A 22,847-nucleotide genomic window follows, 5' to 3' on the forward strand; every position below is an offset into this window, starting at 1 on the left:
GGCCCCTCAGCCCAGCGCCTCCCGGAGGATCGGCCGGATCCGCGGATCGGCGCAGTGGGCCACGTTGAAGCGCATGTAGCCGTTCCACGTATCCGACAGGCTGAACGAGGTCCCGGGCGCCAGCACCATGCCGCGGGCCAGCGCGCGGCGGGCGACGTCGGCCCCGTCGCGCCCGTCGGGCAGCCGCATCCACAGGAAGAAGCCGCCCCGGGGCTGCGCCCAGGTCTCGAGGCCGCAGGCGCGCAGCTCCGCGGAGGCCTGCACCAGCGCGCCGGCGAGCCGGCGGCGGGTCTCGGCGAGGTGCCGCCGGTAGGCGCCCTCGGTGATCAGCGCGTGCACCAGCGCGGCCGTGATGTGGCCGTTGCCGAGGCTGAGGGCGAGCTTGAGATCGACCAGCGGCTCGACCCAGTCGGCCCGGAGCGCGATCCAGCCGCAGCGCGCGGCCGCCGACAGGGTCTTGGAGAAGCTGCCGATCTGGATCACGCGCTCCAGTCCGTCGAAGCCGGCGAGCCGAGGGGCGGCCTCGGGCTCGAGGTCGCCGAAGATCTCGTCCTCGACGATGAGCGTGTCGTGCGCCTCGCACAGCTTGAGGAGCCGGTGCGCCACGGTCGGCGCGAGGCTCGCCCCGGTCGGGTTCTGGAGGGCGGCGTTGGTCAGGTAGAAGCGCGGCCGGTGCTGCTCCAGCAGGGTCGCGAGCGCCTGCAGGTCCGGCCCCTCCGGCGTGATCGGCACGCCGACCACCGCCACGCGCTGCGCGCGCAGCAGCGCCAGGAAGTTGAAGTAGCAGGGATCGTCGACCAGCACGGTGTCGCCGGGCTGGAGCAGGAACCGGCAGACGAGGTCCAGCGCCTGCGTGGCCGATTCGACCAGCACGATCTGGTCGGGCTCGGCGCCGACGCCCTTCTCGCCGACCTTGCGGGCGATCTGGTGGCGCAGGGGCTCGTAGCCCAGGGGCCGGTCATAGTTGGTCATCTCGGCGAGGTCGGCCCGGGCCACCCGGCGCAGGCCCCGGCGGATCGCCTCGTGGGGCATCCAGGAATCGGGCAGCCAGCCGGCCCCGGGCTTCAGCTGGTCGGAGCCGGCCTGCTGCGCCTGCCGGGTGATCCAGAGCGGGTCGACGATCCGGTCGAGCCGCGGCCCCATCGCCTGGAGCGAGAGCGGCCGGGTCTTGCCGGCGACGTAGAAGCCCGAGCCCGGCCGCGGCACCACGGCGCCCTCGGCGGCGAGGCGCTCGTAGGCCTCCACGACGGTGGATTTCGAGACGCCCATCGTCTCCGCGAAGGCCCGGACCGAGGGGATCCGCACGCCCGGGACCAGCCGCCGCGCCGCGATCCGCTCGCGAATCTCGCAGACCACGGCCTCGACGCGCGTCCCTGAGCTTCTGACTGCGACCGCCATCCGTACTGCTCTTTCGTCCGGACAATTCTTCCGAACCGTACCGAAGTGTTCCTGTCGCCGCCAGCCCCCGCCCGCCAGGATCGCGACGCCCCGGAACGATGGAGGAGGGGATCCATGACTCAGTGCCTGACAGAGACCGCCGCCCTGGAAACCCGGATCGGATCCCGGATCAGATCGCGCGGCGGATGGCTCGCCCGGATGGTCGGGCCCGTGCTGACGGTCGCCGCCGAGGTGCGCGCGGGCCTGTCGCGGGCGGCGATGAACCGTCGCGTGCTCCAGCGGCTGTCGACCCTGTCGGACCGGGAACTGAAGGATATCGGCCTGACGCGGCAGGACGTGGCCGATGCCTGCGTGCCCGGCACGGGCGACGCGATCCACCTGCTGGTCGGCCGGCGCGACGAGCGACGCCACGCTCGGGCGGCCGTGCGGCCGTGGTGATGCGGTGGTGACGCGGCGGCGTGCGGCGTAGGGTGCGCGCATGACGCTGCGCGACGGGCTCGCCGCAATCCTGGTGGTCACGATCCTCGGGCTGGCCTTCGTGGCCATCAAGGTCGGCCTGGAGACGGTGCCGCCGCTGATGCTGTGCGCCCTGCGCTTCGGCTTCGCGGCGCTGCCGGCGGCGCTGGTGATCCGGCCGCCCCGGGCCCCCGTCGTCCTGGTGGCGGGGTTCGGCCTCGCCCTCGGGGTCGGCCAGTTCGGGCTGCTCATGACGGCGATCCGCCTCGGCATGCCGGCCGGGCTGTCGTCGCTCCTGATCCAGGTCCAGGTCCCGTTCACCGTGGCGCTCGCCTGGGCGCTGCAGGGGGAACGCCCGCGCCGACGGCAGATCCTGGGCGGCAGCATCGCGCTCCTCGGCGTCGCCGCGGTGGCGCTCGGGCGGGGCGGGGGCGCCCCGCTCGGCCCGCTGATCCTCGTCGTCGGCGCGGCCCTGTCCTGGGCCAGCGCGAACGTCGTCGCGAAGCGGATCGGCCGGGTCGACCGGCTGGCGCTGATGGTCTGGAGCAGCCTCGCCACCACGCCGCCCCTGCTGATCCTGTCGCTGATCGTCGAGGGGCCCGGGGCGCTCACGGCGCTGGCGCATCCGAGCTGGGGGGCGATCGGATCGGTCGCGTTCCAGGCCTACCCGACGACGCTCCTCGCCTTCGGCCTCTGGAACGGGCTCCTGACCCGTTACCCGGCGGCTGCCGTGACGCCCTTCGCCCTGCTGGTGCCGGTGGCCGGCATCCTGAGCACGCATCTCGTCCTGGGCGAACCGCTGAGCGCCGACATCCTGGCCGGGGGAGGCCTGATCCTGACGGGAATCGCCCTCAGCCTGCGCGGGACGCGGCCGGGCGCGGTCGCTCCGCCGAGTCCTGCCCCCGAATCGTCGAAGGTGGCCTGACCGCACGGCCGAGCCATCACCCGTCCCGCTCGGGCACGCGCGACTGCGCGTCGGCACGGTGCACCGCGAGACGACTTCTGATGGTGATATCGGGGGGACGTGGCGCGGGCGACGGGGCTCGAACCCGCGACCTCCGGCGTGACAGGCCGGCACTCTAACCAACTGAGCTACGCCCGCACGGCGTGGTCGCTTCGAAGGGGCGTTTCGCCCGGCGACGGGGCGGGGTTTATGGGGCGCCCGGTGCCCTGTCAAGCGCGTCCCGCACGGATTCGCATCCGCCTCGATCCGCGACCGCCGCCGCAGGCATACCAGCCCCCCGACTCGGGCCTGCGCGCTTCCGTCGTGTTGCGCCGGCGCCGCGCAAGCCCATCTCGGACATGACCGACAGGACGACCGACAGGATGGCTGACAGCGCGCTTTGTGCGACGCGACAAGCCATTGTCACGGGCCGGCGGCTCGACTAAGCCTCCGGCCGCGCGCATCCTGGCATAAGAACAATTCCACGGGCGGATCCGGGTCGGCGTCGCACCGCGGTTTCACTCGTCTCGCGAGGCCCTGGCATGACCGGATTGTTGGCGGATTACCTGCCGCTCATCGTGTTCATCGGCGTGGCGCTGTTCATCGCCACGGCGCTCCTAGTCGTGCCGTTCCTGGTGGCCTTCAAGAGCCCCGATCCGGAGAAGCTCTCGGCCTACGAGTGCGGCTTCAACGCGTTCGACGACGCCCGCATGAAGTTCGACGTGCGCTTCTACCTCGTCGCCATCCTGTTCATCATCTTCGACCTCGAGGTCGCGTTCCTCTTCCCCTGGGCGATCACCTTCGGGGACCTGGGCTGGTTCGGCTTCTGGTCGATGATCGTCTTCCTGGGCGTGCTGACCGTCGGTTTCGTCTACGAGTGGCGCAAGGGCGCCCTCGAATGGGATTGATCTCCCGCCGCTCGCCGCCCGCACCGAATTCTTGAGTCGCCGATGGCCCTGATCACCGACACCAACCGCGCCCCCGCGATCGCGCCCCAGCCGAAGGGGATCATCGATCCCAACACAGGCCGCCCGATCGGCGCGGACGACCCGACCTTCCTGTCGATCAGCGACGAGCTGGCCGACCGGGGCTTCCTGCTCACCACCACGGACGAGCTGATCAACTGGGCCCGCACGGGCTCGCTTATGTGGATGACCTTCGGTCTCGCCTGCTGCGCGGTCGAGATGATGCAGATGTCGATGCCGCGCTACGATTGCGAGCGATTCGGCTTCGCACCCCGCGGCTCGCCGCGCCAGTCCGACGTGATGATCGTCGCCGGCACGCTCACCAACAAGATGGCCCCGGCTTTGCGCAAGGTCTACGACCAGATGCCGGAGCCGCGCTACGTCATCTCCATGGGCTCCTGCGCCAACGGCGGCGGCTACTACCACTATTCCTACTCGGTTGTGCGCGGCTGCGACCGGGTGGTGCCGGTGGACATCTACGTGCCCGGCTGCCCGCCCACCGCCGAGGCGCTGCTCTACGGCGTGCTGCTGCTGCAGAAGAAGATCCGCCGGACCGGCACGATCGAGCGCTGAGGAGCGGCCATGACGAACGGCATCTCGATCCTGCCCCACACCCAGCCGGCCTACGGCGACGACGCCGTCTCGGCCCTGGCCGAGCGCGTCCTCGGCGCCCTCGGGCCAGCGGTCGTGTCCCACACCGTCGCGTTCGGCGAGCTGACGCTGGTGGTCCAGGCCTCCGACATCGTCTACGCGCTGACCTACCTGCGCGACGATCCGGCCTGCGCGTTCCGCAACTTCATCGACATATGCGGCGTGGACTATCCGCAGCGCGAGAAGCGCTTCGACGTGGTCTATCACCTGCTCTCCCTGCGCCATAACCTGCGCATCCGGGTGAAGGTGCAGACCGACGAGGTGACGCCGGTCCCCTCGGTGATCGAGGTCTTCCCGGCGGCCAACTGGTACGAGCGCGAGACCTACGACCTCTACGGGATCCTGTTCTCGGGCCATCCCGACCTGCGCCGCCTGCTCACCGATTACGGCTTCGAGGGGCACCCCCTGCGCAAGGACTTCCCGCTCACCGGCTTCGTCGAGGTCCGCTACGACCAGGACCAGGCGCGGGTCGTCTACGAGCCGGTGCAGCTGACGCAGGAATTCCGGAACTTCGACTTCTTGTCCCCGTGGGAAGGCACCGACTACGTGCTCCCCGGCGACGAGAAGACGTCGGCTTGAGCCGCGGAGAGCGTCCGTGACCGAACACAACATCCGCAACTTCGCGATCAACTTCGGCCCGCAGCACCCGGCGGCGCACGGCGTGCTGCGCCTCGTGCTGGAACTCGACGGCGAGGTGGTCGAGCGGGTCGACCCGCATATCGGGCTGCTCCACCGCGGCACCGAGAAGCTGATCGAGTACAAGACCTACCTGCAGGCGACGCCCTATTTCGACCGGCTCGACTACGTGTCGCCGATGAACCAGGAGCACGCCTTCTGCCTGGCGATCGAGAAGCTCGCCGGGATCGAGGTGCCGCGCCGCGCGCAGCTGATCCGCGTGCTGTTCTGCGAGATCGGCCGCCTGCTGTCGCATCTGCTCAACGTCACCACGCAGGCGATGGACGTCGGCGCCCTCACGCCCCCGCTCTGGGGCTTCGAGGAGCGCGAGAAGCTGATGATCTTCTACGAGCGGGCCTCCGGCGCCCGGCTCCACGCCAACTACTTCCGGCCGGGCGGCGTCCACCAGGACCTGCCGCCGAAGCTCATCGACGACATCGACGCGTTCTGCGACCCGTTCCTGCAGGTCGTCCAGGACCTCGACGACCTCGTCATGGCCAACCGCATCTTCAAGCAGCGCAACGTCGATATCGGCATCGTGTCGGTCGACGAAGCGATGGAGTGGGGCTTCTCGGGCGTGATGGTGCGCGGCTCCGGCATCCCGTGGGACCTGCGCAAGGCGCAGCCCTACGAGTGCTACGAGGAGATGGAGTTCGACATCCCCGTCGGGAAGAACGGCGACACCTACGATCGCCAGGTGATCCGCATGGAGGAGATGCGCGAATCCGTGCGCATCATGAAGCAGTGCGTCGCCAAGCTGCGCGAGCCCGCCGGCCAGGGGCCGATCGCCTCCGTCGACGGCAAGTTCGCGCCGCCGCCGCGCCGGGAGATGAAGCGCTCGATGGAGGCGCTCATCCACCACTTCAAGCTCTACACCGAGGGCTTCCACGTGCCCGAGGGCGAGGTCTATGCCGCGGTCGAGGCGCCGAAGGGCGAGTTCGGCGTGTACCTGGTGTCCGACGGGACCAACAAGCCGTATCGCTGCAAGATCCGCGCGCCGGGCTTCGCGCACCTGCAGGCGATGGACTGGATGTGCCGCGGGCACCTCTTAGCCGACGTGTCCTGCGTGCTCGGCACGCTCGACATCGTGTTCGGCGAAGTGGATCGGTAAGACAGAAGCGATGGCAAACCGCAGACTCGCCCCGGCCTCGGAGCAGCCCGAGAGCTTCGCGTTCTCCCCGGAGAATGCCGAGTGGGCCAAGACCCAGATCGCCAAGTACCCGGAAGGCCGCCAGGCCTCGGCGGTGATCTCGCTCCTGTGGCGGGCGCAGGAGCAGAACGGCGGCTGGCTGCCGCGGGCGGCCATCGAGGCGGTGGCAGCCGAGCTCGGCATGCCGAACATCCGCGTGCTGGAGGTCGCGACCTTCTACACGATGTTCGCCCTCGAGCCCGTGGGCCGATTCTGGATCCAGGTCTGCGGCACGGTCCCGTGCGATTCCTGCGGCGCGCGGGGCCTCAAGGAGATGCTCCAGGCCCGTCTGGGCCCGGCCGGCCACGTCTCGGCCGACGGCACCTTCTCGTGGCTCGAGGTCGAGTGCCTCGGCGCCTGCTGCAACGCGCCGATGGTGCAGATCAACCAGGATTACTACGAGGACCTGACGCCCGAGTCCCTCGGCCAGCTGATGGACGACCTCGCCGCCGGCCGGCCCGTGAAGGTCGGCTCCCAGACCGGGCGCGTCTCGTCCGAGCCCCAGGACGCCGTGAACACCCTCACCGACCCGACGCTGTTCGACGGCTCGCGGGTCGGCGCGTGGCGCAAGCGCTTCGAGGAGGCCGGCAAGGCGGAGGAGCCGGCCGCCCAGACCGGTGAAGCCGCGTCCAGCACGCAGCAGGCCGCCGAGAACCCGAAGCCGGCCCGGCCCGACGCCGGCCGCCCGGTCGAGCGTCCCGTGAGCGACGCTCCGGCCCAGCGCGCCGCCAACGGCGAGAGCCCGGTGAAGCCCGAGGATCGCGCCGACGCGGCCGAGCGCGGCCGCTCCACCGCCAAGCACGGCGCCGCCCGGCCGGGCGACGCGGACGTGCTCGACACGCCGGCCAAGCGCGTCGCCGAGGGCGAGCCCGCCGCCGGCGAGCAGGGCCACCAGGCGGTGCCGAACCGCGACGCCGTCCCGCAGCAGCCGGAGGCCTCCGGCGCCAGCGAGAGCGAGGTGGCGGCCGAGACCGAGGAGGCGCGCATCGCCGGCGCGCTCGCGGCCCTGCCGAAGGACGCGAGCCCCGAGCAGAAGGCCGACGCCGTGGGCAAGCGGCCGCCGGGGCTGGAGGCCGCCCGCGCCGGCAAGCCGGACGAGCTGACGCGCATCAAGGGCATCGGCCCGGGCAACAGCCAGCGCCTGAACGGGCTCGGCATCTACCATTTCGACCAGATCGCCGCCTGGTCCCGCGACGAGATCGCCTGGGTCGGCACCTACCTCGCGTTCCCGGGTCGCATCGACCGGGAGAACTGGGTGGGGCAGGCCAAGGCCCTGTCGGCGCCGGCTCAGTGAGGACCTGACATGCTGTCGGATCAGGATCGCATCTTCACCAACCTCTACGGCCTGCACTCGCCGGGCCTGGAGGCCGCCAAGAAGCGCGGCGCGTGGGACGGGACCAAGTTCCTGCTGGAGCAGGGCCGCGACTGGATCATCGAGGAGATGAAGGCCTCGGGCCTGCGCGGCCGCGGCGGCGCGGGCTTCCCCACCGGCCTCAAATGGTCGTTCATGCCCAAGAAGTCCGACGGGCGCCCGCACTACCTCGTGGTCAACGCCGACGAGTCGGAGCCGGGCACCTGCAAGGACCGGGAGATCATGCGGCACGACCCGCATCTCCTGATCGAGGGCTGCATGCTGGCCTGCTTCGCGATGAACGCGCATGCCTGCTACATCTACATCCGCGGTGAGTACGTCGCCGAGAAGCACGCCCTCCAGAAGGCCGTGGACGAGGCCTACGCGGCCCGCCTCGTCGGCCAGTCGAACGTCCACGACTACCCGTTCGACATCTACGTCCACCACGGCGCCGGCGCCTATATCTGCGGCGAGGAGACGGCGCTCATTGAGAGCCTCGAGGGCAAGAAGGGCATGCCGCGGCTGAAGCCGCCGTTCCCGGCCAATATGGGCCTCTACGGCTGCCCCACGACCGTGAACAACGTCGAGTCGATCGCGGTCGCCGGCACGATCCTGCGCCGGGGCGGCGCGTGGTTCGCCGGCCTCGGCGGCAAGAACAACACCGGCACCAAGCTCTTCTGCGTCTCCGGGCACGTCAACAAGCCGTGCAACGTCGAGGAGGAGCTCGGCATCACCTTCCGTGAGCTCATCGACCGCCATTGCGGCGGCATGCGCGGCGGCTGGGACAACCTGTTGTGCTCGATCCCGGGCGGCTCGTCGGTGCCGCTGGTGCCGGCCGAGCAGATCGTCGACGCCAAGATGGACTTCGACACCCTGCGCAACCTGGGCTCCGGCCTCGGCACCGCGGCGGTGATCGTGCTCGACAAGTCCACCGACATCGTCGCGGCGATCACCCGGATCTCGTACTTCTACAAGCACGAGTCCTGCGGCCAGTGCACGCCCTGCCGCGAGGGCACCGGCTGGATGTGGCGGGTCATGCAGCGCATGACCGAGGGCCGCGCGCAGAAGCGCGAGATCGACATGCTGTTCGAGGTCACGAAGCAGATCGAGGGGCACACGATCTGCGCGCTGGGCGACGCGGCGGCCTGGCCGATCCAGGGCCTGATCCGGCACTTCCGCCCCGAGATCGAGAAGCGCATCGACCGCTACACGGCCAACCCGCACAGCGAGCCTGTGCCGATGGCCGCGGAGTAGGAGCACGATGCCGGTGTCCAACCCACAGCCTCATCCTGAGGTGGCCGCGACAGCGGGCCTCGAAGGAGGCCTCCGGACAGCGCGAGGCGGGCTGGACATCTCCTTCGAGGCTCGGCTGCGCCTCGCACCTCAGGATGAGGGCGTGGGTGGGATCCGGCCTCGCGCGTTTGGGCCAGTTTACGAGACGATCCGATGACAAAAATCCTCGTCGACGGCACCGAGGTCGACGTCCCCGCCGATTACACGCTGCTCCAGGCCTGCGAGGCCGCAGGGGCCGAAATCCCGCGCTTCTGCTTCCACGAGCGCCTGTCGATCGCCGGCAATTGCCGCATGTGCCTCGTCGAGCTGAAGGGCGCGCCGAAGCCGGTGGCCTCCTGCGCCTACGCGGTGAAGGATTGCCGCCCCGGCCCGAACGGTGAGCCGCCGGAGGTGCTGACGCGCTCGCAGGGCACCAAGAAGGCGCGGGAAGGGGTGATGGAGTTCCTCCTCATCAACCACCCGCTCGACTGCCCGATCTGCGACCAGGGCGGCCACTGCGACCTGCAGGACCAGGCCATGGCCTACGGAGTCGATTCGACCCGCTACACGGAGAACAAGCGCGCGGTCGAAGAGAAGCATATCGGCCCGCTGGTGCGGACCGCGATGAACCGCTGCATCCACTGCACCCGCTGCGTGCGCTTCCTCGCCGAGGTGGCGGGCGTGCCGGACCTCGGTGCCATCGGCCGCGGCGAGGACATGGAGATCACCAGCTACCTCGAGCAGTCGATGGCCTCGGAGCTCCAGGGCAACGTCGCCGACCTCTGCCCGGTGGGCGCCCTCGTTCACCGTCCCCAGAGCTACAACGTCCGGCCCTGGGAGCTGAACAAGACCGAGTCGGTCGACGTGATGGACGCGGTCGGCTCCTCGATCCGCATCGACACCCGCGGCCGCGAGGTCATGCAGATCGAGCCGCGGATCAGCGAGGAGATCAACGAGGAGTGGATCTCCGACAAGACCCGCTACCACATTGACGGGCTGCGCATGCAGCGCCTCGACCGGCCCTACCTGCGCGAGAACGGTCGCCTGCGTCCCGCCTCCTGGGGTGAGGCGTTCCAGGCCATCGCCGCCAAGGTGAAGGGCGCGGATCCCAAGCGCGTCGGCGCGATCGTCGGCGACCTCGCGGGCGTCGAGGAGATCTTCGCGCTCCGCGAGCTGATCAAGAGCCTCGGCTCGCCGAACCTCGACTGCCGCCAGACCGATGCCGGCCTCGACCCAGCGCTGGGCCGCGCCTCCTACATCTTCAACCCGACCATCCCGGGCATCGAGGCGGCGGACGCGATCCTGATCGTCGACGCCAACCCGCGCACCGAGGCCTCGCTGCTGAACGTGCGCATCCGCAAGCGCTGGCGCATGGCGCCCCTGGCGGTGGGCGTGATCGGCGAGCCGGTCGACCTGACCTATCCGAGCCACTACATCGGCGCCGGCCCCGATTCGCTGGCGGCGCTCGCCCGCGGCGAGCACAGCTTCCTCGAGATCCTCAAGGAGGCGAAGGCGCCGCTCGTCATCGTCGGCGCCGATGCTGCACCGGGCATCCTGGCCGCGGCGGCCACGCTCGCCAAGGAGATCGGCGCGGTCTCGGCCGAGGGGAACGGCTTCGGCGTGCTGCACACGGCCGCGGCCCGGGTCGGCGCGCTCGATCTCGGCTTCGTGCCGGGGGAGGGCGGCCTGACCTTCGCGCAGATGCTGGAGCCGGACGCGCTCGACGTCCTGTTCAACCTCGGCGCCGACGAGCGCGACGTCGCCCCGGGCGCCTTCGTGGTCTACCAGGGCAGCCACGGCGACCGCGGCGCCGCCCGCGCCGACGTGATTCTGCCGGGGGCCGCCTACAGCGAGAAGTCGGCGACCTGGGTGAACACCGAGGGCCGGGTCCAGATGGGCAACCGCGCCGCCTTCCCGCCGGGCGACGCCCGCGAGGACTGGGCGATCCTGCGCGCGCTCTCGGACGTGCTGGGCAAGCGCCTGCCGTTCGACTCGCTGACCGCGCTGCGCCGCGCGCTCTACGCCGCCCACCCGCATCTGGCGGCGGTCGGCGCCGTCGAGCCGGGCAACGTGACCGAGGCGGTCGACCGGCTCGCCGGCCTCGGCGGCACCGCGACCGGTCCGGCCTTCGCGTCGCCCGTGACCGACTTCTACCTCACCAACCCGATCGCCCGCGCCTCGCGGATCCTCGCGGAGTGCTCGCGCCTCGCCCGGGAGCGCGCCGCCGAGGCGCGGCCCCTGGCGGCGGCCGAGTAGGAGCTCAAGACCGATGACGCCGCTCGAAATCCTCGGGACCGTGCTCCTGATCGTGCTGAAGAGCTTCGTGCTGCTCTCGGCACTGCTCGTCTTCATCGCCTACGCGCTGCTCGCCGACCGCAAGATCTGGGCGGCGGTGCAGCTCCGCCGCGGCCCGAACGTGGTCGGGCCGTTCGGCCTGTTCCAGTCCTTCGCCGACCTGATCAAGTTCGTGATCAAGGAGCCGGTGATCCCGGCGGGCGCCAACAAGGCGATCTACCTGCTGGCGCCGCTGGTCTTCGCGATGCTCGCCCTGTCCAGCTGGGCGGTGATCCCGCTCGCGGACGGCTGGGCGATCGCCGACATCAACGTCGGCATCACCTACATCTTCGCGATCTCGTCGCTCGGCGTGTACGGCGTCATCATGGGCGGATGGGCGTCGAACTCGAAATACGCCTTCCTCGGCGCGCTGCGCTCGGCGGCGCAGATGATCTCCTACGAGGTCTCGCTCGGCTTCGTGATCATCTGCGTGCTGCTCTGCGCCGGCTCGCTCAACCTCTCGCGCATCGTGATGGCGCAGGACACCAGCCTCGGCCTGTTCGGCTGGTACTGGCTGTGGCTGTTCCCGATGTTCGTGGTGTTCTTCGTCTCGGCGCTCGCCGAGACCAACCGCCCGCCCTTCGACCTGCCGGAGGCGGAGTCGGAGCTCGTGGCCGGCTACATGGTCGAGTACTCCTCGACGCCGTACCTGCTGTTCATGCTCGGCGAGTACGTCGCCATCATGAGCATGTGCGCCCTCGGGACCATCCTGTTCCTGGGCGGGTGGCTGTCCCCGATCCCGTTCGCGCCCTTCACCTGGGTGCCGGGCGTGATCTGGTTCACCCTGAAGGCGAGCTTCCTGTTCTTCCTGTTCGCGATGGTGAAGTCCATCGTGCCCCGCTACCGCTACGACCAGCTCATGCGCCTCGGCTGGAAGGTCTTCCTGCCGATCTCCCTGATCTCGGTCGTCGTCGTCGCCTTCGTGCTCAAGCTGACCGGCCTCGCGCCGGGCGCCTGAGCCCCCCTTCGCATCGGAGATCCGGGCATGAAGCTCGATCAGGTCGCCAAGAGCCTCCTCCTGAAGGAGTTCGTGTCCGGGATGATCCTCGGCATGCGCTACTTCTTCAAGCCGAAGGCCACGATCAACTACCCCTTCGAGATGGGCCATCGCGGCCCGCGCTTCCGGGGCGAGCACGCGCTGCGCCGCTACCCGAACGGCGAGGAGCGCTGCATCGCGTGCAAGCTCTGCGAGGCGATCTGCCCGGCGCAGGCGATCACCATCGAGGCGGGCCCCCGGCGCAACGACGGCACCCGCCGCACGACGCGGTACGACATCGACATGGTGAAGTGCATCTACTGCGGCATGTGCCAGGAGGCCTGCCCGGTGGACGCCATCGTGGAAGGGCCGAACTTCGAGTTCTCGGTGGAGACCCGCGAGGAGCTCCTCTACGACAAGCAGAAGCTCCTGCTGAACGGTGACCGCTGGGAGCGCGAGATCGCCCGCAACATCGCGATGGACGCGCCGTATCGCTGAGCCGTCGTCCCGGGCACCGGTTGCCGGTGTCCGGCAGAAGATGACGCGAAAACAAGGCTCTAGAGCATCACACCGGTTCCCGGTTCCGGTGGGATGCTCTAGAGCCATGCCGGGGGCGCTGTTGTGCCCCCGTCGACCGGGTTCTATAGACGGGCCGCCCGCCGCGGACCGTCTCCACGCACGGCAGAAGGGGCCGCTCCGGCGGCCGATCCCGATCAGCGCATGACCGCAGCAGCCGCCTTCTTCTATCTGTTCGCGAGCATCACGGTCGCGTCGGGCTTCATGGTGATCGCCTCGCGCAATCCCGTCGCCTCGGTGCTGTTCCTGATCCTCGCCTTCGTGAACGCCGCCGGACTGTTCGTCCTGATGGGCGCCGAGTTCCTCGCGATGATCCTCGTGGTCGTCTACGTCGGCGCGGTCGCGGTGCTGTTCCTGTTCGTGGTGATGATGCTCGACGTCGATTTCGCCGAGCTGCGCCAGGGCTTCCAGCAGTATCTTCCGATCGGCGCCCTGATCGGCGCGATCTTCCTGGTCGAGATCCTGCTGGTCGTCGGCTCGTGGAGCATCGATCCGGGCCTCGTCCAGGCCCCGCTCGGCAACGTCGCCTCGGCCGAGAACCTCACCAACGCGCAGGCGCTGGGCCGCGTGATCTACACGGACTACGCCTACTTCTTCCAGCTCGCCGGCCTGATCCTGCTGGTCGCCATGATCGGCGCCATCGTGCTGACGCTGCGCGACCGGCCGGGCGTCAAGCGCCAGAACATCGCGGTCCAGAACGCCCGCACCCAGGCCATGGCGGTCGAGACCCGCAAGGTCCCCTCGCGCCAGGGTGTCGAGGTCTGATGCGCGCGCTGATGAGAGCCGGAGGAATCGAACGATGATCGGCCTGAGCCACTACCTAACCGTCGCGGCGATCCTGTTCACGCTCGGCGTGCTCGGCATCTTCATCAACCGCAAGAACATCATCGTCATCCTGATGTCGGTCGAGCTGATCCTGCTCTCGGTCAACATCAACCTCGTCGCCTTCTCGACGCAGCTGAACGACATCACCGGACAGGTCTTCGCCCTGTTCGTGCTGACCGTCGCGGCCGCCGAATCGGCGATCGGCCTCGCCATCCTGGTGGTGTTCTTCCGCAACCGCGGCTCGATCGCGGTGGAAGACGTCAGCATGATGAAGGGCTAGGGCCTTCCCCTTCGCGCGCCCCGAGTGACATCCGGACGCCGCCGCTTCGCGGCCGGCCCGGAGGACGGACTGCAAGAGAGCGATGTATCACGCGATCGTCTTCTTCCCGCTCATCGGCTTCCTGATCGCCGGCCTGTTCGGCCGGTACATCGGGGCGCGGGCCTGTGAGTACATCACCACGTCCTTCCTCGCCTTTACGGCGCTGATCGCCTGGGGCGTGTTCATCGACGGCGGGCCGGCCGAGCGCGTGCAGGTGGCGTCCTGGTTCGCGGCCGGCGACCTCCAGGTCGACTGGGCCTTCAAGGTCGACACCCTGACCCGGGTGATGCTGGTCGTCGTGACCACCGTCTCGACCCTCGTGCACCTCTACTCCGTGGGTTACATGGAGGAGGATCCGCACCGGCCGCGCTTCTTCGCCTACCTGTCGCTGTTCACCTTCGCCATGCTGATGCTGGTGACGGCCGACAACCTCGTCCAGATGTTCTTCGGCTGGGAAGGCGTGGGCCTCGCCTCGTACCTGCTGATCGGCTTCTGGTACGAGAAGCCCTCGGCCAACGCCGCCGCCATGAAGGCGTTCATCGTCAACCGCGTCGGCGATTTCGGCTTCTCGCTCGGCATCTTCCTGGTCTTCGTGCTGACCGGCTCAGTGGCGTTCGACGCCGTCTTCGGCAAGGTCGACGCGATCAAGACGCTGAGCTTCCACCTCCTCGGCTACGACTGGAACGCCCTGACGCTGGCCTGCCTGCTTCTGTTCATGGGCGCCATGGGCAAGTCGGCGCAGTTCCTGCTGCACACGTGGCTGCCCGACGCCATGGAGGGCCCGACCCCGGTTTCGGCGCTGATCCACGCCGCCACGATGGTCACCGCCGGCGTGTTCATGGTCGCCCGCCTGTCGCCGCTCTTCGAGGAGGCGCCGAACGCGCTGATCGTCGTGACGGTGATCGGCGGCATCACGTCCCTGTTCGCGGCCACGATCGGCCTCGTGCAGAACGACATCAAGCGGGTGATCGCCTACTCGACCTGCTCGCAGCTCGGCTACATGTTCGTGGCGCTCGGCGTCGGCGCCTACGCGGCCGGCGTGTTCCACCTGTTCACCCACGCCTTCTTCAAGGCGCTGCTGTTCCTCGGCGCCGGCTCGGTCATCCACGCGATGCACCACGAGCAGGACATGCGGAACATGGGCGGCCTGCGCCGCTACATCCCCTACACCAGCGCCATGATGGCGATCGGTTCGCTCGCGCTGATCGGCTTCCCCTACACGGCCGGCTACTACTCGAAGGACGCGATCATCGAGGCGGCCTACGCCTCGACCCGCCCCGGGCACACGCTCGCCTTCCTGTGCACCGTGGTGGCGGCGTTCTTCACCTCGTTCTACTCCTGGCGCCTGTTCTTCATGACCTTCGAGGGCCCGGCCCGCTGGGGCGCCCACGCCGCCCACGATCAGCACCACGCGCCCGCGATCGCCCACGCGACTACGGCCCACGCGACCATGGCCCACGAGGCCGACGGCGCGCCCGGGCACACCGAGGGCGTCGCCCACGACGACAAGGGCCACGACATCGAGCCGGCCCACAAGAGCGACCTCGTCGCCGACGACCACCATGGGCACGGCCACCACGGCGACCACACGCCCCACGAGAGCCCGCTGGTGATGACGATCCCGCTCGGGGTGCTCGCCTTCGGCGCGATGTTCGCCGGGATCATCTTCCACAACCGCTTCATCGGCGAGGGGATGGAGGCGTTCTGGGGCCACGCCCTGGCGCACGGCCCGAACAACCACATCATGCACGAGATCCACGACGTCCCGGCGCTGGTCTCGTACGCGCCGCTGATCATGCTGATCCTCGGCTTCGTCGTGGCCTACTGGATGTACATCCGCCGGCCGGAACTGCCGGGCGCGCTCGCCGCGCAGCAGCCGTCGCTGTACCGGTTCCTGCTCAACAAGTGGTACTTCGACGAGATCTACGACCGGATCTTCGTCCGCCCGGCCAAGGATTTCGGCCTGTTCCTCTGGAAGCAGGGCGACGGCCGGATCATCGACGGCCTCGGGCCGAATGGGATCGCGGCGCGCGTCGTGGACGTGACCCGCGGGGTGGTCCGTCTCCAGACCGGCTACGTCTACCACTACGCCTTCGTCATGCTCATCGGCGTCGCCGGCCTGATCAGCTGGTACCTGATGTCCGGCCTGCCCAAGGGTGCACACTGACATGCTCGGCCTCGGCATCCTCTCCGGCCTGCTGATCGTGCCGCTCTGCGGCGCGGCCTTCATCCTCACGCTGAACGGCGACGAGGAGTCGGTCGCGCGCAACAGCCGCTGGGCCGCGCTCGCCACCACGGTCGTCACCTTCCTGCTCTCCCTGGTGGCGTGGAGCCGCTACGACACCGCCTCGTCGAGCTTCCAGCTCGTGGAGAGCCACGCGTGGCTCACCGAGACGATCCGGTTCAAGCTCGGCGTCGACGGCTTCTCGATGCCGCTGATCCTGCTGACCACGTTCCTGATGCCGTTCTGCATCGGCGCCTCGTGGCACTCGATCCACTTCCGGGTGAAGGAGTACTTCGTCGCCTTCCTCGTCCTCGAGACGACGATGATCGGCGTCTTCGCCGCCCTCGACCTCGTGCTGTTCTACCTGTTCTTCGAGGCCGGCCTGATCCCGATGTTCCTGATCATCGGCATCTGGGGCGGCGCGCGCCGGGTCTACGCCAGCTTCAAGTTCTTCCTCTACACCCTGCTCGGCTCGGTGCTGATGCTGCTCGCCGTGATGGCGATGTACTGGCAGGCCGGCACCACCGACATCCCGACCCTGCTGCAGTACCGCTTCCCGGTGCAGATGCAGACCTGGCTGTGGCTCGCCTTCTTCGCCTCCTTCGCGGTGAAGATGCCGATGTGGCCGGTCCACACCTGGCTGCCCGACGCCCACGTGGAGGCGCCCACCGCCGGCTCGGTGATCCTGGCGGGCATCCTCCTGAAGATGGGCGGCTACGGCTTCATCCGGATCTCGCTGCCGATGCTGCCGGTGGCGAGCCACGACTTCGCGCCGTTCGTGTTCGCGCTGTCGGTGATCGCGATCATCTTCACATCGCTCACCGCGATGATGCAGACCGACATCAAGAAGCTGATCGCCTACTCGTCGGTGGCCCATATGGGCTTCGTGACGCTGGGCCTGTTCACCCTGAACGAGCAGGGCATCCAGGGCGCGCTGTTCCTGATGATCTCCCACGGCATCGTGTCGGGGGCGCTCTTCCTCTGCGTCGGCGTCGTCTACGACCGGATGCACACCCGCGAGATCTCGGCCTATGGCGGCCTCGTGAAGCGGATGCCGCTCTACGCCGTGGCCATGATGGTGTTCACGATGGCCAATGTCGGCCTGCCGGGCACCTCGGGCTTCGTCGGCGAGTTCCTGGCCATGCTCGGCGCCTTCAAGGCGAACCCGAACGTGGCGTTCTTCTCGACCTTCGGCATCATCCTGTCGGCGGCCTACGCCCTGTGGCTCTACGCCCGGGTGATCTACGGGAAGCTGGAGAAGCCGAATCTCCAGGGCATCCTAGATCTCGACACCCGCGAGAAGATCATCCTGGCGCCGCTGGTCGTCCTGACGATCTACTACGGCGTTCACCCGGCCCCCGTGCTCGACGTGTTCGCGCCCTCGACCGACGCGCTGATGGCGAGCATCAAGACCGCGCTCTCGAACACCCAGACGGCCGCCGCGGCGCTGCCGATCCCGCGCTGAGGCGGACACCATGACAACCGTCCACTCCGTCCTGCCCTCGCTGGCGCCGCTCATGCCCGAGCTGATCCTCGGCGTCGGCGTCATGGGCCTGATCCTCTACGGCGCGTGGCGCGGCGACCGCTCCGCCGAGACCGTGAGCATCGGCGCCCTCGCCCTGCTCCTCGTCGCCCTGTCGGTGGTAATCTCGCAGCCGGTGCACGGCCGGGTCACGACCCTGTCGGGCGCGTTCGTGTCCGATTCCTTCGCCAAGGTGATGAAGTCGCTGGTGCTGCTCGGATCCTCGGCGACGATCCTGCTGGCGCACGACTTCTTCAAGCGCGAGCGCATCGACCGTTTCGAGTTCCCGGTCCTGATCGTGCTCTGCACCATCGGCATGATGGTCATGGTCTCGGCCAACGACCTGATCGCGCTCTACCTGGGCCTGGAGCTGCAGTCGCTCGCCGCCTACGTGATCGCCGCCTTCCACCGCGACGACGTGAAGTCCACCGAGGCCGGCCTCAAGTACTTCGTGCTCGGCGCGCTCTCCTCCGGCATGCTGCTCTACGGCGCCTCGCTGGTCTACGGCTTCACCGGCACGGTCTCGTTCCCCGGCATCGTCTCGGCGCTCAACGAGAATGCCGGGTTCGGCATCGTGCTGGGCATCGTGTTCCTGGCGGCCGGCGTGTGCTTCAAGCTGGCGGCCGTGCCGTTCCACATGTGGACGCCCGACGTCTACGAGGGCTCGCCGACCCCGGTGACGGCCTTCTTCGCCTCGGCGCCCAAGATGGCCGCCGTGGCGATGACCGTGCGGGTCTTCATCGGCGCGATGCCGGACGTGACGGCCATCTGGCAGCAGATCTTCATCTTCGTCTCGATCGCGTCGATGGCGCTCGGCTCGTTCGCGGCGATCGGCCAGACCTCGATCAAGCGCCTGATGGCCTACTCGTCGATCGGCAATATCGGCTACGCGCTGATTGGCCTGGCCTCCGGCTCGGAGGAGGGGATCAGCGGGCTCGTCACCTACATGATCATCTACCTCGCGATGACGCTCGGCACCTTCGCGATCATCCTGTCGCTCCGGCGTCGGGACGTGATGTTCGAGAAGATCGAGGACCTGTCGGGCCTGTCGCGGACCCATCCGTGGCTCGCCTTCTGCCTCGCCGCGATGATGTTCTCGCTCGCCGGCATCCCGCCGCTCGCCGGGTTCTTCGCGAAGTTCTACGTCTTCGCCGCCGCCATCAAGGCGGGTCTCGTGACGCTGGCGGTGATCGGCGTGGTGACCAGCGTCGTGGGCGCCTACTACTACCTGCGCGTCGTGCGGATCATGTACTTCGACGAGCCGAAGGAGCCGTACGAGGCGATGGCCCCGGGCCTGCGCATCGTGCTCGCCCTGTCGAGCGTCGTGGTGGTGCTGTTCTTCCTGCTGCCCGGGCCGCTGGTCGGCGCCGCCGGCCGCGCCGCGAAGTCGCTGTTCTAGGACGGCCTTGACCTACCGACTCGGGCCCTCGGCGCGCGCCGAGGGCCACCGCCTGCACGTCCACGACACCCTCGGATCCACCAACACGGAGGCCGTGGCGCGCGCGCGCGCCGGCGAGACAGGCCCGCTCTGGGTGGTGACGCACCGCCAGGAGGCGGGCCGCGGTCGGCGGGGCAACAGCTGGTCCTCGCTCCCCGGCAACCTCGCGGCGAGCGTGCTCTGGCCGGTCGCCGGGGTCGCGCCGGACCACCTCGCCGAGTTGGGCTTCGTGGCCGGCCTCGCCCTGATCGAGGCGCTGGAGGCGGCCTGCGGCACCCTGCCGGATACCGGATCCGGCGCCGGGGCCCGATCTTTTCAGCTCAAGTGGCCGAACGACGTGCTGCTCGGCGGGGCGAAGCTCGCCGGCCTGCTCCTGGAGGCGGAGACGCTCCCGGGCGGGCGGCGCGCCGCGGTCATCGGCTTCGGCGTGAACGTCGCGGCGGCGCCGGAGGGCCTCGGGGCCGCGAGCCTGGCGGCGGCGGGTTACGCGTGCGGCGCCGAGGCGCTACTGGAACATCTCTCGGACCGGGTGGCCGCGCGGGCGCGCGCCTGGGACCGGGGACGGAATTTCGCTGACCTGCGCGCGGCCTGGCTCGCGCGGGCCGCGGGTCTCGGATCGGAGATCGCGGTGCACAGCGGCGGTCACATCCTGCGGGGCGTGTTCGAGACGATCGACGAGGGGGGGCGGCTCGTGATCCTCGCCCCCGACGGGAACCGGCATACCGTGACGGCGGGCGAGGTGCATTTCGGATCGGCCGCGACGGCGGCCTGAGTTTGGACGACGACAGATGGTTAAGGGACAGGAGGAGCTGGTCTTCCTGCCGCTCGGCGGCGTGGGCGAGATCGGAATGAACGCGGCGCTCTACGGGTTCGGCCCGGAGAAGGGCCGGAAGTGGATCATGGTCGATTGCGGCATGGGCTTCGCCGGCGAGGAGCAGATGCCGGGCGTCGACCTGATGTTCCCCGACCTCTCCTTCATCGAGGAGCGGCGCAAGGACCTGCTGGGGATCTTCATCACCCACGCGCACGAGGACCACATCGGGGCGATCTCGGAGCTGTGGCCCCGGCTCAAGGCGCCGGTCTACGCGACCCGTTTCGCCAAGAACCTGCTGGAGACCCGGCGCCTGTCCGAGCCCGGCGCCCCGAAGGTCGAGTTGCGCGAGGTGAAGCCCGGGCGGCGCGTGACCGTCGGGCCGTTCGAGCTCGAGTACGTGCCGGTCTCGCACTCCATCCCGGAATCGAACGCCATCGCCATCCGCACCGCGGCGGGCCTCGTCCTCCACACCGGCGACTGGAAGATCGATCCGACCCCGGTGGCCGGCTCGGTGACGTCGCCGGAGGCGTTCACGGCGCTCGGGGACGAGGGCGTCCTCGCCATCGTCTGCGACTCGACCAACGTCGTGCGCGAGGGCTTCTCGCCGAGCGAGAAGACCGTCGCCGAGACGCTGAAGACGCTGATCGCGGACGCGCCGCACCGGGTCGCGGTGACGACCTTCGCGTCCAACGTGGCGCGCATCCGCGCGGTCGCCGAGGCCGCCGCCGCCTGCGGGCGCGAGGTCATCGCGGTCGGCCGCGCCATGGACCGGGTGATCGACGTCGCCCGCGAGTGCGGCTACCTCGACGGCCTGCCCGAGTTCCGCCGCTCCGATTCGTGGAAGAGCCTGCCGCGGGAGCGCGTCGTCGCGCTGCTCACCGGCTCACAGGGCGAGCCGCGGGCGGCGCTCGCCCGCGTCTCCCGCCGCGACCACCCGGATATCAGCCTCACCGCCGGTGACCAGGTGATCTTCTCCTCGCGCGCCATCCCGGGCAACGAGCGCGATGTCGGCTCGATCATCAACGACCTGATCGAGCAGGGCGTCGAGGTGATCACCGACCGCACCGACCTCGTCCACGTCTCCGGCCACCCGCGCCGGGACGAGATGGTCGAGATGTACCGGTGGACCCGCCCGGGCACCGCGATCCCGGTCCACGGTGAGGCCCTGCACCTCGACGAGCACGCCCGCTTCGCGCGGGCGCAGGGCGTGCAGAACGTGGTCAAGGCCCGCAACGGCAGCCTGATCCGCCTGAGCCCCGGCAAGCCCGAGGTGATCGACCACGTGAAGGCCGGCCGCCTGTTCAAGGACGGCGACGTCCTGATCGACGAGAAGGACCGGGCGATCCCGGAGCGGCGCAAGCTGATGCAGGCCGGCCTGGTCTCGGTGGCGATCGCCATCGACGAGGACGGCGTCGTGCTCGGCGAGCCGGCGGTGGACATCATCGGCCTGCCGAACCGCGGCCGGTCCGGCGAGCCGCTGATCGAGACCGTGGTGGACGCGGTCTCCCGCACCCTGTCGGGGATGTCGCGGGGCAAGCTGAAGGACTCGGAGAGCGTCGAGAAGACGGTCGACCGGGCGGTGCGCACCGCGGTCAACGAGGTGTGGGGCAAGAAGCCGGCCTGCCACGTGCAGGTGGTGGAGGTGTGAAGCTGGCTGCCGATAGCGGTTGGCTGTAATCTAGACGGAGCCGAAGCAGCCGATCATCCGATCGGCTGCCGGACAGGGCCCGGGTTCCCTCTCGCGCACGGGAGAGGGACAGGGTGAGGGGGACAGGTTCTGCCGGAGAGGGCTCGTCCCTCACCCCAACCCTCTGCCGCACGGGAGAGGGGGCCGGTCGCGTCCGCGCGTACGGGCGGAGCCTTCCCCGCGAACGAACGAAGCTCCCGGTCAGGGAGCCAGCATGCCGGGGAGGAAACATCATGATCGGCCGTCTCAACCACGTGGCCATCGCCGTGCAGGATCTCGACGCCGCCTGCGCGGTCTACCGCGACACGCTGGGCGCGACGATCACCGCGCCCCTGCCGCAGCCCGAGCACGGCGTCACCGTCGTGTTCGTCGAGCTGCCGAACAGCAAGATCGAGCTGATGTCCCCCCTGGGCGAGGGCTCGCCGATCGAGTCCTTCGTGGCCCGCAACCCGGGCGGCGGCATCCACCACGTCTGCTACGAGGTCGACGACATCCTGGCCGCCCGCGACCAGCTCAAGGCGCAGGGCGCACGGGTGCTCGGCACCGGCGAGCCGCGGATCGGCGCGCACGGCAAGCCGGTCCTGTTCCTGCACCCCAAGGACTTCCTCGGCACCCTGGTCGAGCTGGAGCAGGTGTGAGCCGGATGATGAACGCGCTGGCCCGCTCGACGCCGGTGACCCTGGCGGCAATCACCGTCCTGATCGCCGCCTTCGTGGCGGCGGCGGTGAGCCTGTTCAAGCTGACGGTGGGCGGGGCGATCGCCCTCTACTTCGTGGTCTGGTGGACGCTGCTCTTCGCGGTCCTGCCCCTGCGGAACCAGCCGGAGACGCGGCCCAGCCACGTGGTTCCGGGCCAGGATCCCGGCGCGCCGGCGGCGCCGCGACTGCGCGAGAAGGCGATCTGGACGACGCTGGTCGCGGGCGCCGCCTTCCTGATCGCCCTGGCGGTGTTCCCGCTGACCGGACTTTAGGACGGCTCTGAGCGGCGATCCGGGAGACGCCCCGCGTCGGGTCACGGCCCGGGAAACCAGATGGGCGCGGGCCCTCCCGGTGGTCCGACACGGCCGCGCCGACCGGACCCAAGAATAAAAAAAGCAAGGCCCGAGGCCTTGCTTTCAAGCTTCACTGGCTCGACCTTGAAATATCCCTCGCATTGGCTGCGGGGCGGTCGCTTTTCCTCCCGAGACTCGGACCTTGCGCCACCTCTTCCGGGCGTCGCAAACATCGCCGGAC

General features: G+C 69.4%; 21 protein-coding genes and 1 tRNA gene. 20 read left to right on the forward strand and 2 right to left on the reverse strand.

Annotation, left to right across the window (positions count from 1 at the left end; translation table 11 throughout):
• Positions 1 to 6: 6 nt before the first annotated feature.
• Positions 7 to 1,398 carry an aminotransferase-like domain-containing protein gene (locus ACLBYG_RS08545; protein ID WP_447681207.1) on the reverse strand — a complete coding sequence of 464 codons (1,392 nt, stop codon included), beginning with the start codon at positions 1,396 to 1,398 and terminating at the stop codon, positions 7 to 9.
• Positions 1,399 to 1,512: 114 nt separating this feature from the next.
• Here ACLBYG_RS08545 and ACLBYG_RS08550 point away from each other — a divergent pair, with 114 nt between their 5' ends.
• Together ACLBYG_RS08550 and ACLBYG_RS08555 are read left to right on the forward strand one after the other, a co-directional pair.
• On the forward strand, positions 1,513 to 1,836 hold the full coding sequence (locus tag ACLBYG_RS08550) for a DUF1127 domain-containing protein (RefSeq protein ID WP_447681208.1): 324 nt from the start codon (positions 1,513 to 1,515) through the stop codon (positions 1,834 to 1,836).
• A 40-nt stretch (positions 1,837 to 1,876) separates the two neighbouring features.
• Entirely contained in the window at positions 1,877 to 2,779 is a 903-nt protein-coding gene (locus ACLBYG_RS08555; protein WP_447681209.1) for an EamA family transporter, read from the forward strand.
• A 100-nt stretch (positions 2,780 to 2,879) separates the two neighbouring features.
• On the opposite strand, the gene ACLBYG_RS08560 is transcribed toward ACLBYG_RS08555, so the two are convergent.
• Positions 2,880 to 2,956 (reverse strand) — tRNA-Asp (locus ACLBYG_RS08560).
• 383 nt (positions 2,957 to 3,339) lie between these two features.
• On the opposite strand from ACLBYG_RS08560, the gene ACLBYG_RS08565 reads away from it, so the two are divergent.
• The 18 genes from ACLBYG_RS08565 to ACLBYG_RS08650 all read left to right on the forward strand — a co-directional run bounded on the left by ACLBYG_RS08565 (position 3,340) and on the right by ACLBYG_RS08650 (position 22,585).
• Positions 3,340 to 3,705 carry an NADH-quinone oxidoreductase subunit A gene (locus tag ACLBYG_RS08565; RefSeq protein ID WP_007560754.1) on the forward strand — a complete coding sequence of 122 codons (366 nt, stop codon included), beginning with the start codon at positions 3,340 to 3,342 and terminating at the stop codon, positions 3,703 to 3,705.
• A 42-nt stretch (positions 3,706 to 3,747) separates the two neighbouring features.
• Positions 3,748 to 4,335 carry a NuoB/complex I 20 kDa subunit family protein gene (locus tag ACLBYG_RS08570; protein ID WP_010686017.1) on the forward strand — a complete coding sequence of 196 codons (588 nt, stop codon included), beginning with the start codon at positions 3,748 to 3,750 and terminating at the stop codon, positions 4,333 to 4,335.
• A gap of 9 nt (positions 4,336 to 4,344) precedes the next feature.
• A complete protein-coding gene (locus ACLBYG_RS08575; protein ID WP_056532537.1) occupies positions 4,345 to 4,992 on the forward strand; it encodes an NADH-quinone oxidoreductase subunit C in 648 nt (215 codons plus the stop codon).
• A gap of 16 nt (positions 4,993 to 5,008) precedes the next feature.
• Entirely contained in the window at positions 5,009 to 6,199 is a 1,191-nt protein-coding gene (locus tag ACLBYG_RS08580; RefSeq protein ID WP_020092237.1) for an NADH-quinone oxidoreductase subunit D, read from the forward strand.
• A gap of 10 nt (positions 6,200 to 6,209) precedes the next feature.
• Positions 6,210 to 7,571 carry an NADH-quinone oxidoreductase subunit NuoE gene (gene nuoE / locus ACLBYG_RS08585; RefSeq protein ID WP_447681210.1) on the forward strand — a complete coding sequence of 454 codons (1,362 nt, stop codon included), beginning with the start codon at positions 6,210 to 6,212 and terminating at the stop codon, positions 7,569 to 7,571.
• A 9-nt stretch (positions 7,572 to 7,580) separates the two neighbouring features.
• A complete protein-coding gene (gene nuoF, locus ACLBYG_RS08590; protein WP_012319032.1) occupies positions 7,581 to 8,882 on the forward strand; it encodes an NADH-quinone oxidoreductase subunit NuoF in 1,302 nt (433 codons plus the stop codon).
• A 192-nt stretch (positions 8,883 to 9,074) separates the two neighbouring features.
• Positions 9,075 to 11,156, forward strand: coding sequence for an NADH-quinone oxidoreductase subunit NuoG (gene nuoG / locus ACLBYG_RS08595; RefSeq protein WP_447681211.1), 2,082 nt, complete (start codon positions 9,075 to 9,077; stop codon positions 11,154 to 11,156).
• A gap of 13 nt (positions 11,157 to 11,169) precedes the next feature.
• Complete coding sequence (gene nuoH, locus ACLBYG_RS08600; RefSeq protein WP_020092240.1) at positions 11,170 to 12,192, forward strand: NADH-quinone oxidoreductase subunit NuoH; 1,023 nt, start codon at positions 11,170 to 11,172, stop codon at positions 12,190 to 12,192.
• A gap of 27 nt (positions 12,193 to 12,219) precedes the next feature.
• Positions 12,220 to 12,708, forward strand: coding sequence for an NADH-quinone oxidoreductase subunit NuoI (gene nuoI, locus ACLBYG_RS08605; RefSeq protein ID WP_007560744.1), 489 nt, complete (start codon positions 12,220 to 12,222; stop codon positions 12,706 to 12,708).
• A gap of 222 nt (positions 12,709 to 12,930) precedes the next feature.
• The gene (locus ACLBYG_RS08610; RefSeq protein ID WP_020092241.1) at positions 12,931 to 13,551 is read left to right on the forward strand and encodes an NADH-quinone oxidoreductase subunit J; all 621 of its coding nucleotides are present in this window, start codon (positions 12,931 to 12,933) and stop codon (positions 13,549 to 13,551) included.
• Positions 13,552 to 13,585: 34 nt separating this feature from the next.
• Complete coding sequence (gene nuoK / locus ACLBYG_RS08615; RefSeq protein WP_010686008.1) at positions 13,586 to 13,891, forward strand: NADH-quinone oxidoreductase subunit NuoK; 306 nt, start codon at positions 13,586 to 13,588, stop codon at positions 13,889 to 13,891.
• Positions 13,892 to 13,973: 82 nt separating this feature from the next.
• Positions 13,974 to 16,097 carry an NADH-quinone oxidoreductase subunit L gene (gene nuoL, locus ACLBYG_RS08620; protein WP_447681212.1) on the forward strand — a complete coding sequence of 708 codons (2,124 nt, stop codon included), beginning with the start codon at positions 13,974 to 13,976 and terminating at the stop codon, positions 16,095 to 16,097.
• 1 nt (position 16,098) lies between these two features.
• On the forward strand, positions 16,099 to 17,619 hold the full coding sequence (locus ACLBYG_RS08625; protein ID WP_447681213.1) for an NADH-quinone oxidoreductase subunit M: 1,521 nt from the start codon (positions 16,099 to 16,101) through the stop codon (positions 17,617 to 17,619).
• Between the two features lie 10 nt (positions 17,620 to 17,629).
• Positions 17,630 to 19,075 (forward strand): NADH-quinone oxidoreductase subunit NuoN, encoded by a 1,446-nt coding sequence (nuoN, locus tag ACLBYG_RS08630; protein WP_056532553.1) that lies wholly within the window; start codon positions 17,630 to 17,632, stop codon positions 19,073 to 19,075.
• A 7-nt stretch (positions 19,076 to 19,082) separates the two neighbouring features.
• On the forward strand, positions 19,083 to 19,886 hold the full coding sequence (locus ACLBYG_RS08635) for a biotin--[acetyl-CoA-carboxylase] ligase (RefSeq protein ID WP_091680288.1): 804 nt from the start codon (positions 19,083 to 19,085) through the stop codon (positions 19,884 to 19,886).
• A gap of 16 nt (positions 19,887 to 19,902) precedes the next feature.
• Positions 19,903 to 21,576, forward strand: coding sequence for a ribonuclease J (locus tag ACLBYG_RS08640; RefSeq protein WP_012319023.1), 1,674 nt, complete (start codon positions 19,903 to 19,905; stop codon positions 21,574 to 21,576).
• Between the two features lie 272 nt (positions 21,577 to 21,848).
• On the forward strand, positions 21,849 to 22,253 hold the full coding sequence (mce, locus tag ACLBYG_RS08645; protein WP_020092246.1) for a methylmalonyl-CoA epimerase: 405 nt from the start codon (positions 21,849 to 21,851) through the stop codon (positions 22,251 to 22,253).
• Between the two features lie 5 nt (positions 22,254 to 22,258).
• Positions 22,259 to 22,585 carry a DUF1467 family protein gene (locus tag ACLBYG_RS08650; RefSeq protein ID WP_020092247.1) on the forward strand — a complete coding sequence of 109 codons (327 nt, stop codon included), beginning with the start codon at positions 22,259 to 22,261 and terminating at the stop codon, positions 22,583 to 22,585.
• The last annotated feature ends 262 nt before the right edge of the window (positions 22,586 to 22,847 follow it).

Source organism: Methylobacterium sp. D53M (assembly GCF_053345625.1).

Excerpts from the sequence above, each read along its gene's own strand:
- ACLBYG_RS08545 (WP_447681207.1), bottom strand. The coding sequence starts at position 1,398 with ATGGCGGTCGCAGTCAGAAGCTCAGGGACGCGCGTCGAGGCCGTGGTC.
- ACLBYG_RS08550 (WP_447681208.1), top strand. The coding sequence starts at position 1,513 with ATGACTCAGTGCCTGACAGAGACCGCCGCCCTGGAAACCCGGATCGGA.
- ACLBYG_RS08555 (WP_447681209.1), top strand. The coding sequence starts at position 1,877 with ATGACGCTGCGCGACGGGCTCGCCGCAATCCTGGTGGTCACGATCCTC.
- ACLBYG_RS08565 (WP_007560754.1), top strand. The coding sequence starts at position 3,340 with ATGACCGGATTGTTGGCGGATTACCTGCCGCTCATCGTGTTCATCGGC.
- ACLBYG_RS08570 (WP_010686017.1), top strand. The coding sequence starts at position 3,748 with ATGGCCCTGATCACCGACACCAACCGCGCCCCCGCGATCGCGCCCCAG.
- ACLBYG_RS08575 (WP_056532537.1), top strand. The coding sequence starts at position 4,345 with ATGACGAACGGCATCTCGATCCTGCCCCACACCCAGCCGGCCTACGGC.
- nuoE (WP_447681210.1), top strand. The coding sequence starts at position 6,210 with ATGGCAAACCGCAGACTCGCCCCGGCCTCGGAGCAGCCCGAGAGCTTC.
- nuoF (WP_012319032.1), top strand. The coding sequence starts at position 7,581 with ATGCTGTCGGATCAGGATCGCATCTTCACCAACCTCTACGGCCTGCAC.
- nuoG (WP_447681211.1), top strand. The coding sequence starts at position 9,075 with ATGACAAAAATCCTCGTCGACGGCACCGAGGTCGACGTCCCCGCCGAT.
- nuoH (WP_020092240.1), top strand. The coding sequence starts at position 11,170 with ATGACGCCGCTCGAAATCCTCGGGACCGTGCTCCTGATCGTGCTGAAG.
- nuoI (WP_007560744.1), top strand. The coding sequence starts at position 12,220 with ATGAAGCTCGATCAGGTCGCCAAGAGCCTCCTCCTGAAGGAGTTCGTG.
- ACLBYG_RS08610 (WP_020092241.1), top strand. The coding sequence starts at position 12,931 with ATGACCGCAGCAGCCGCCTTCTTCTATCTGTTCGCGAGCATCACGGTC.
- nuoK (WP_010686008.1), top strand. The coding sequence starts at position 13,586 with ATGATCGGCCTGAGCCACTACCTAACCGTCGCGGCGATCCTGTTCACG.
- nuoL (WP_447681212.1), top strand. The coding sequence starts at position 13,974 with ATGTATCACGCGATCGTCTTCTTCCCGCTCATCGGCTTCCTGATCGCC.
- ACLBYG_RS08625 (WP_447681213.1), top strand. The coding sequence starts at position 16,099 with ATGCTCGGCCTCGGCATCCTCTCCGGCCTGCTGATCGTGCCGCTCTGC.
- nuoN (WP_056532553.1), top strand. The coding sequence starts at position 17,630 with ATGACAACCGTCCACTCCGTCCTGCCCTCGCTGGCGCCGCTCATGCCC.
- ACLBYG_RS08640 (WP_012319023.1), top strand. The coding sequence starts at position 19,903 with ATGGTTAAGGGACAGGAGGAGCTGGTCTTCCTGCCGCTCGGCGGCGTG.
- mce (WP_020092246.1), top strand. The coding sequence starts at position 21,849 with ATGATCGGCCGTCTCAACCACGTGGCCATCGCCGTGCAGGATCTCGAC.
- ACLBYG_RS08650 (WP_020092247.1), top strand. The coding sequence starts at position 22,259 with ATGATGAACGCGCTGGCCCGCTCGACGCCGGTGACCCTGGCGGCAATC.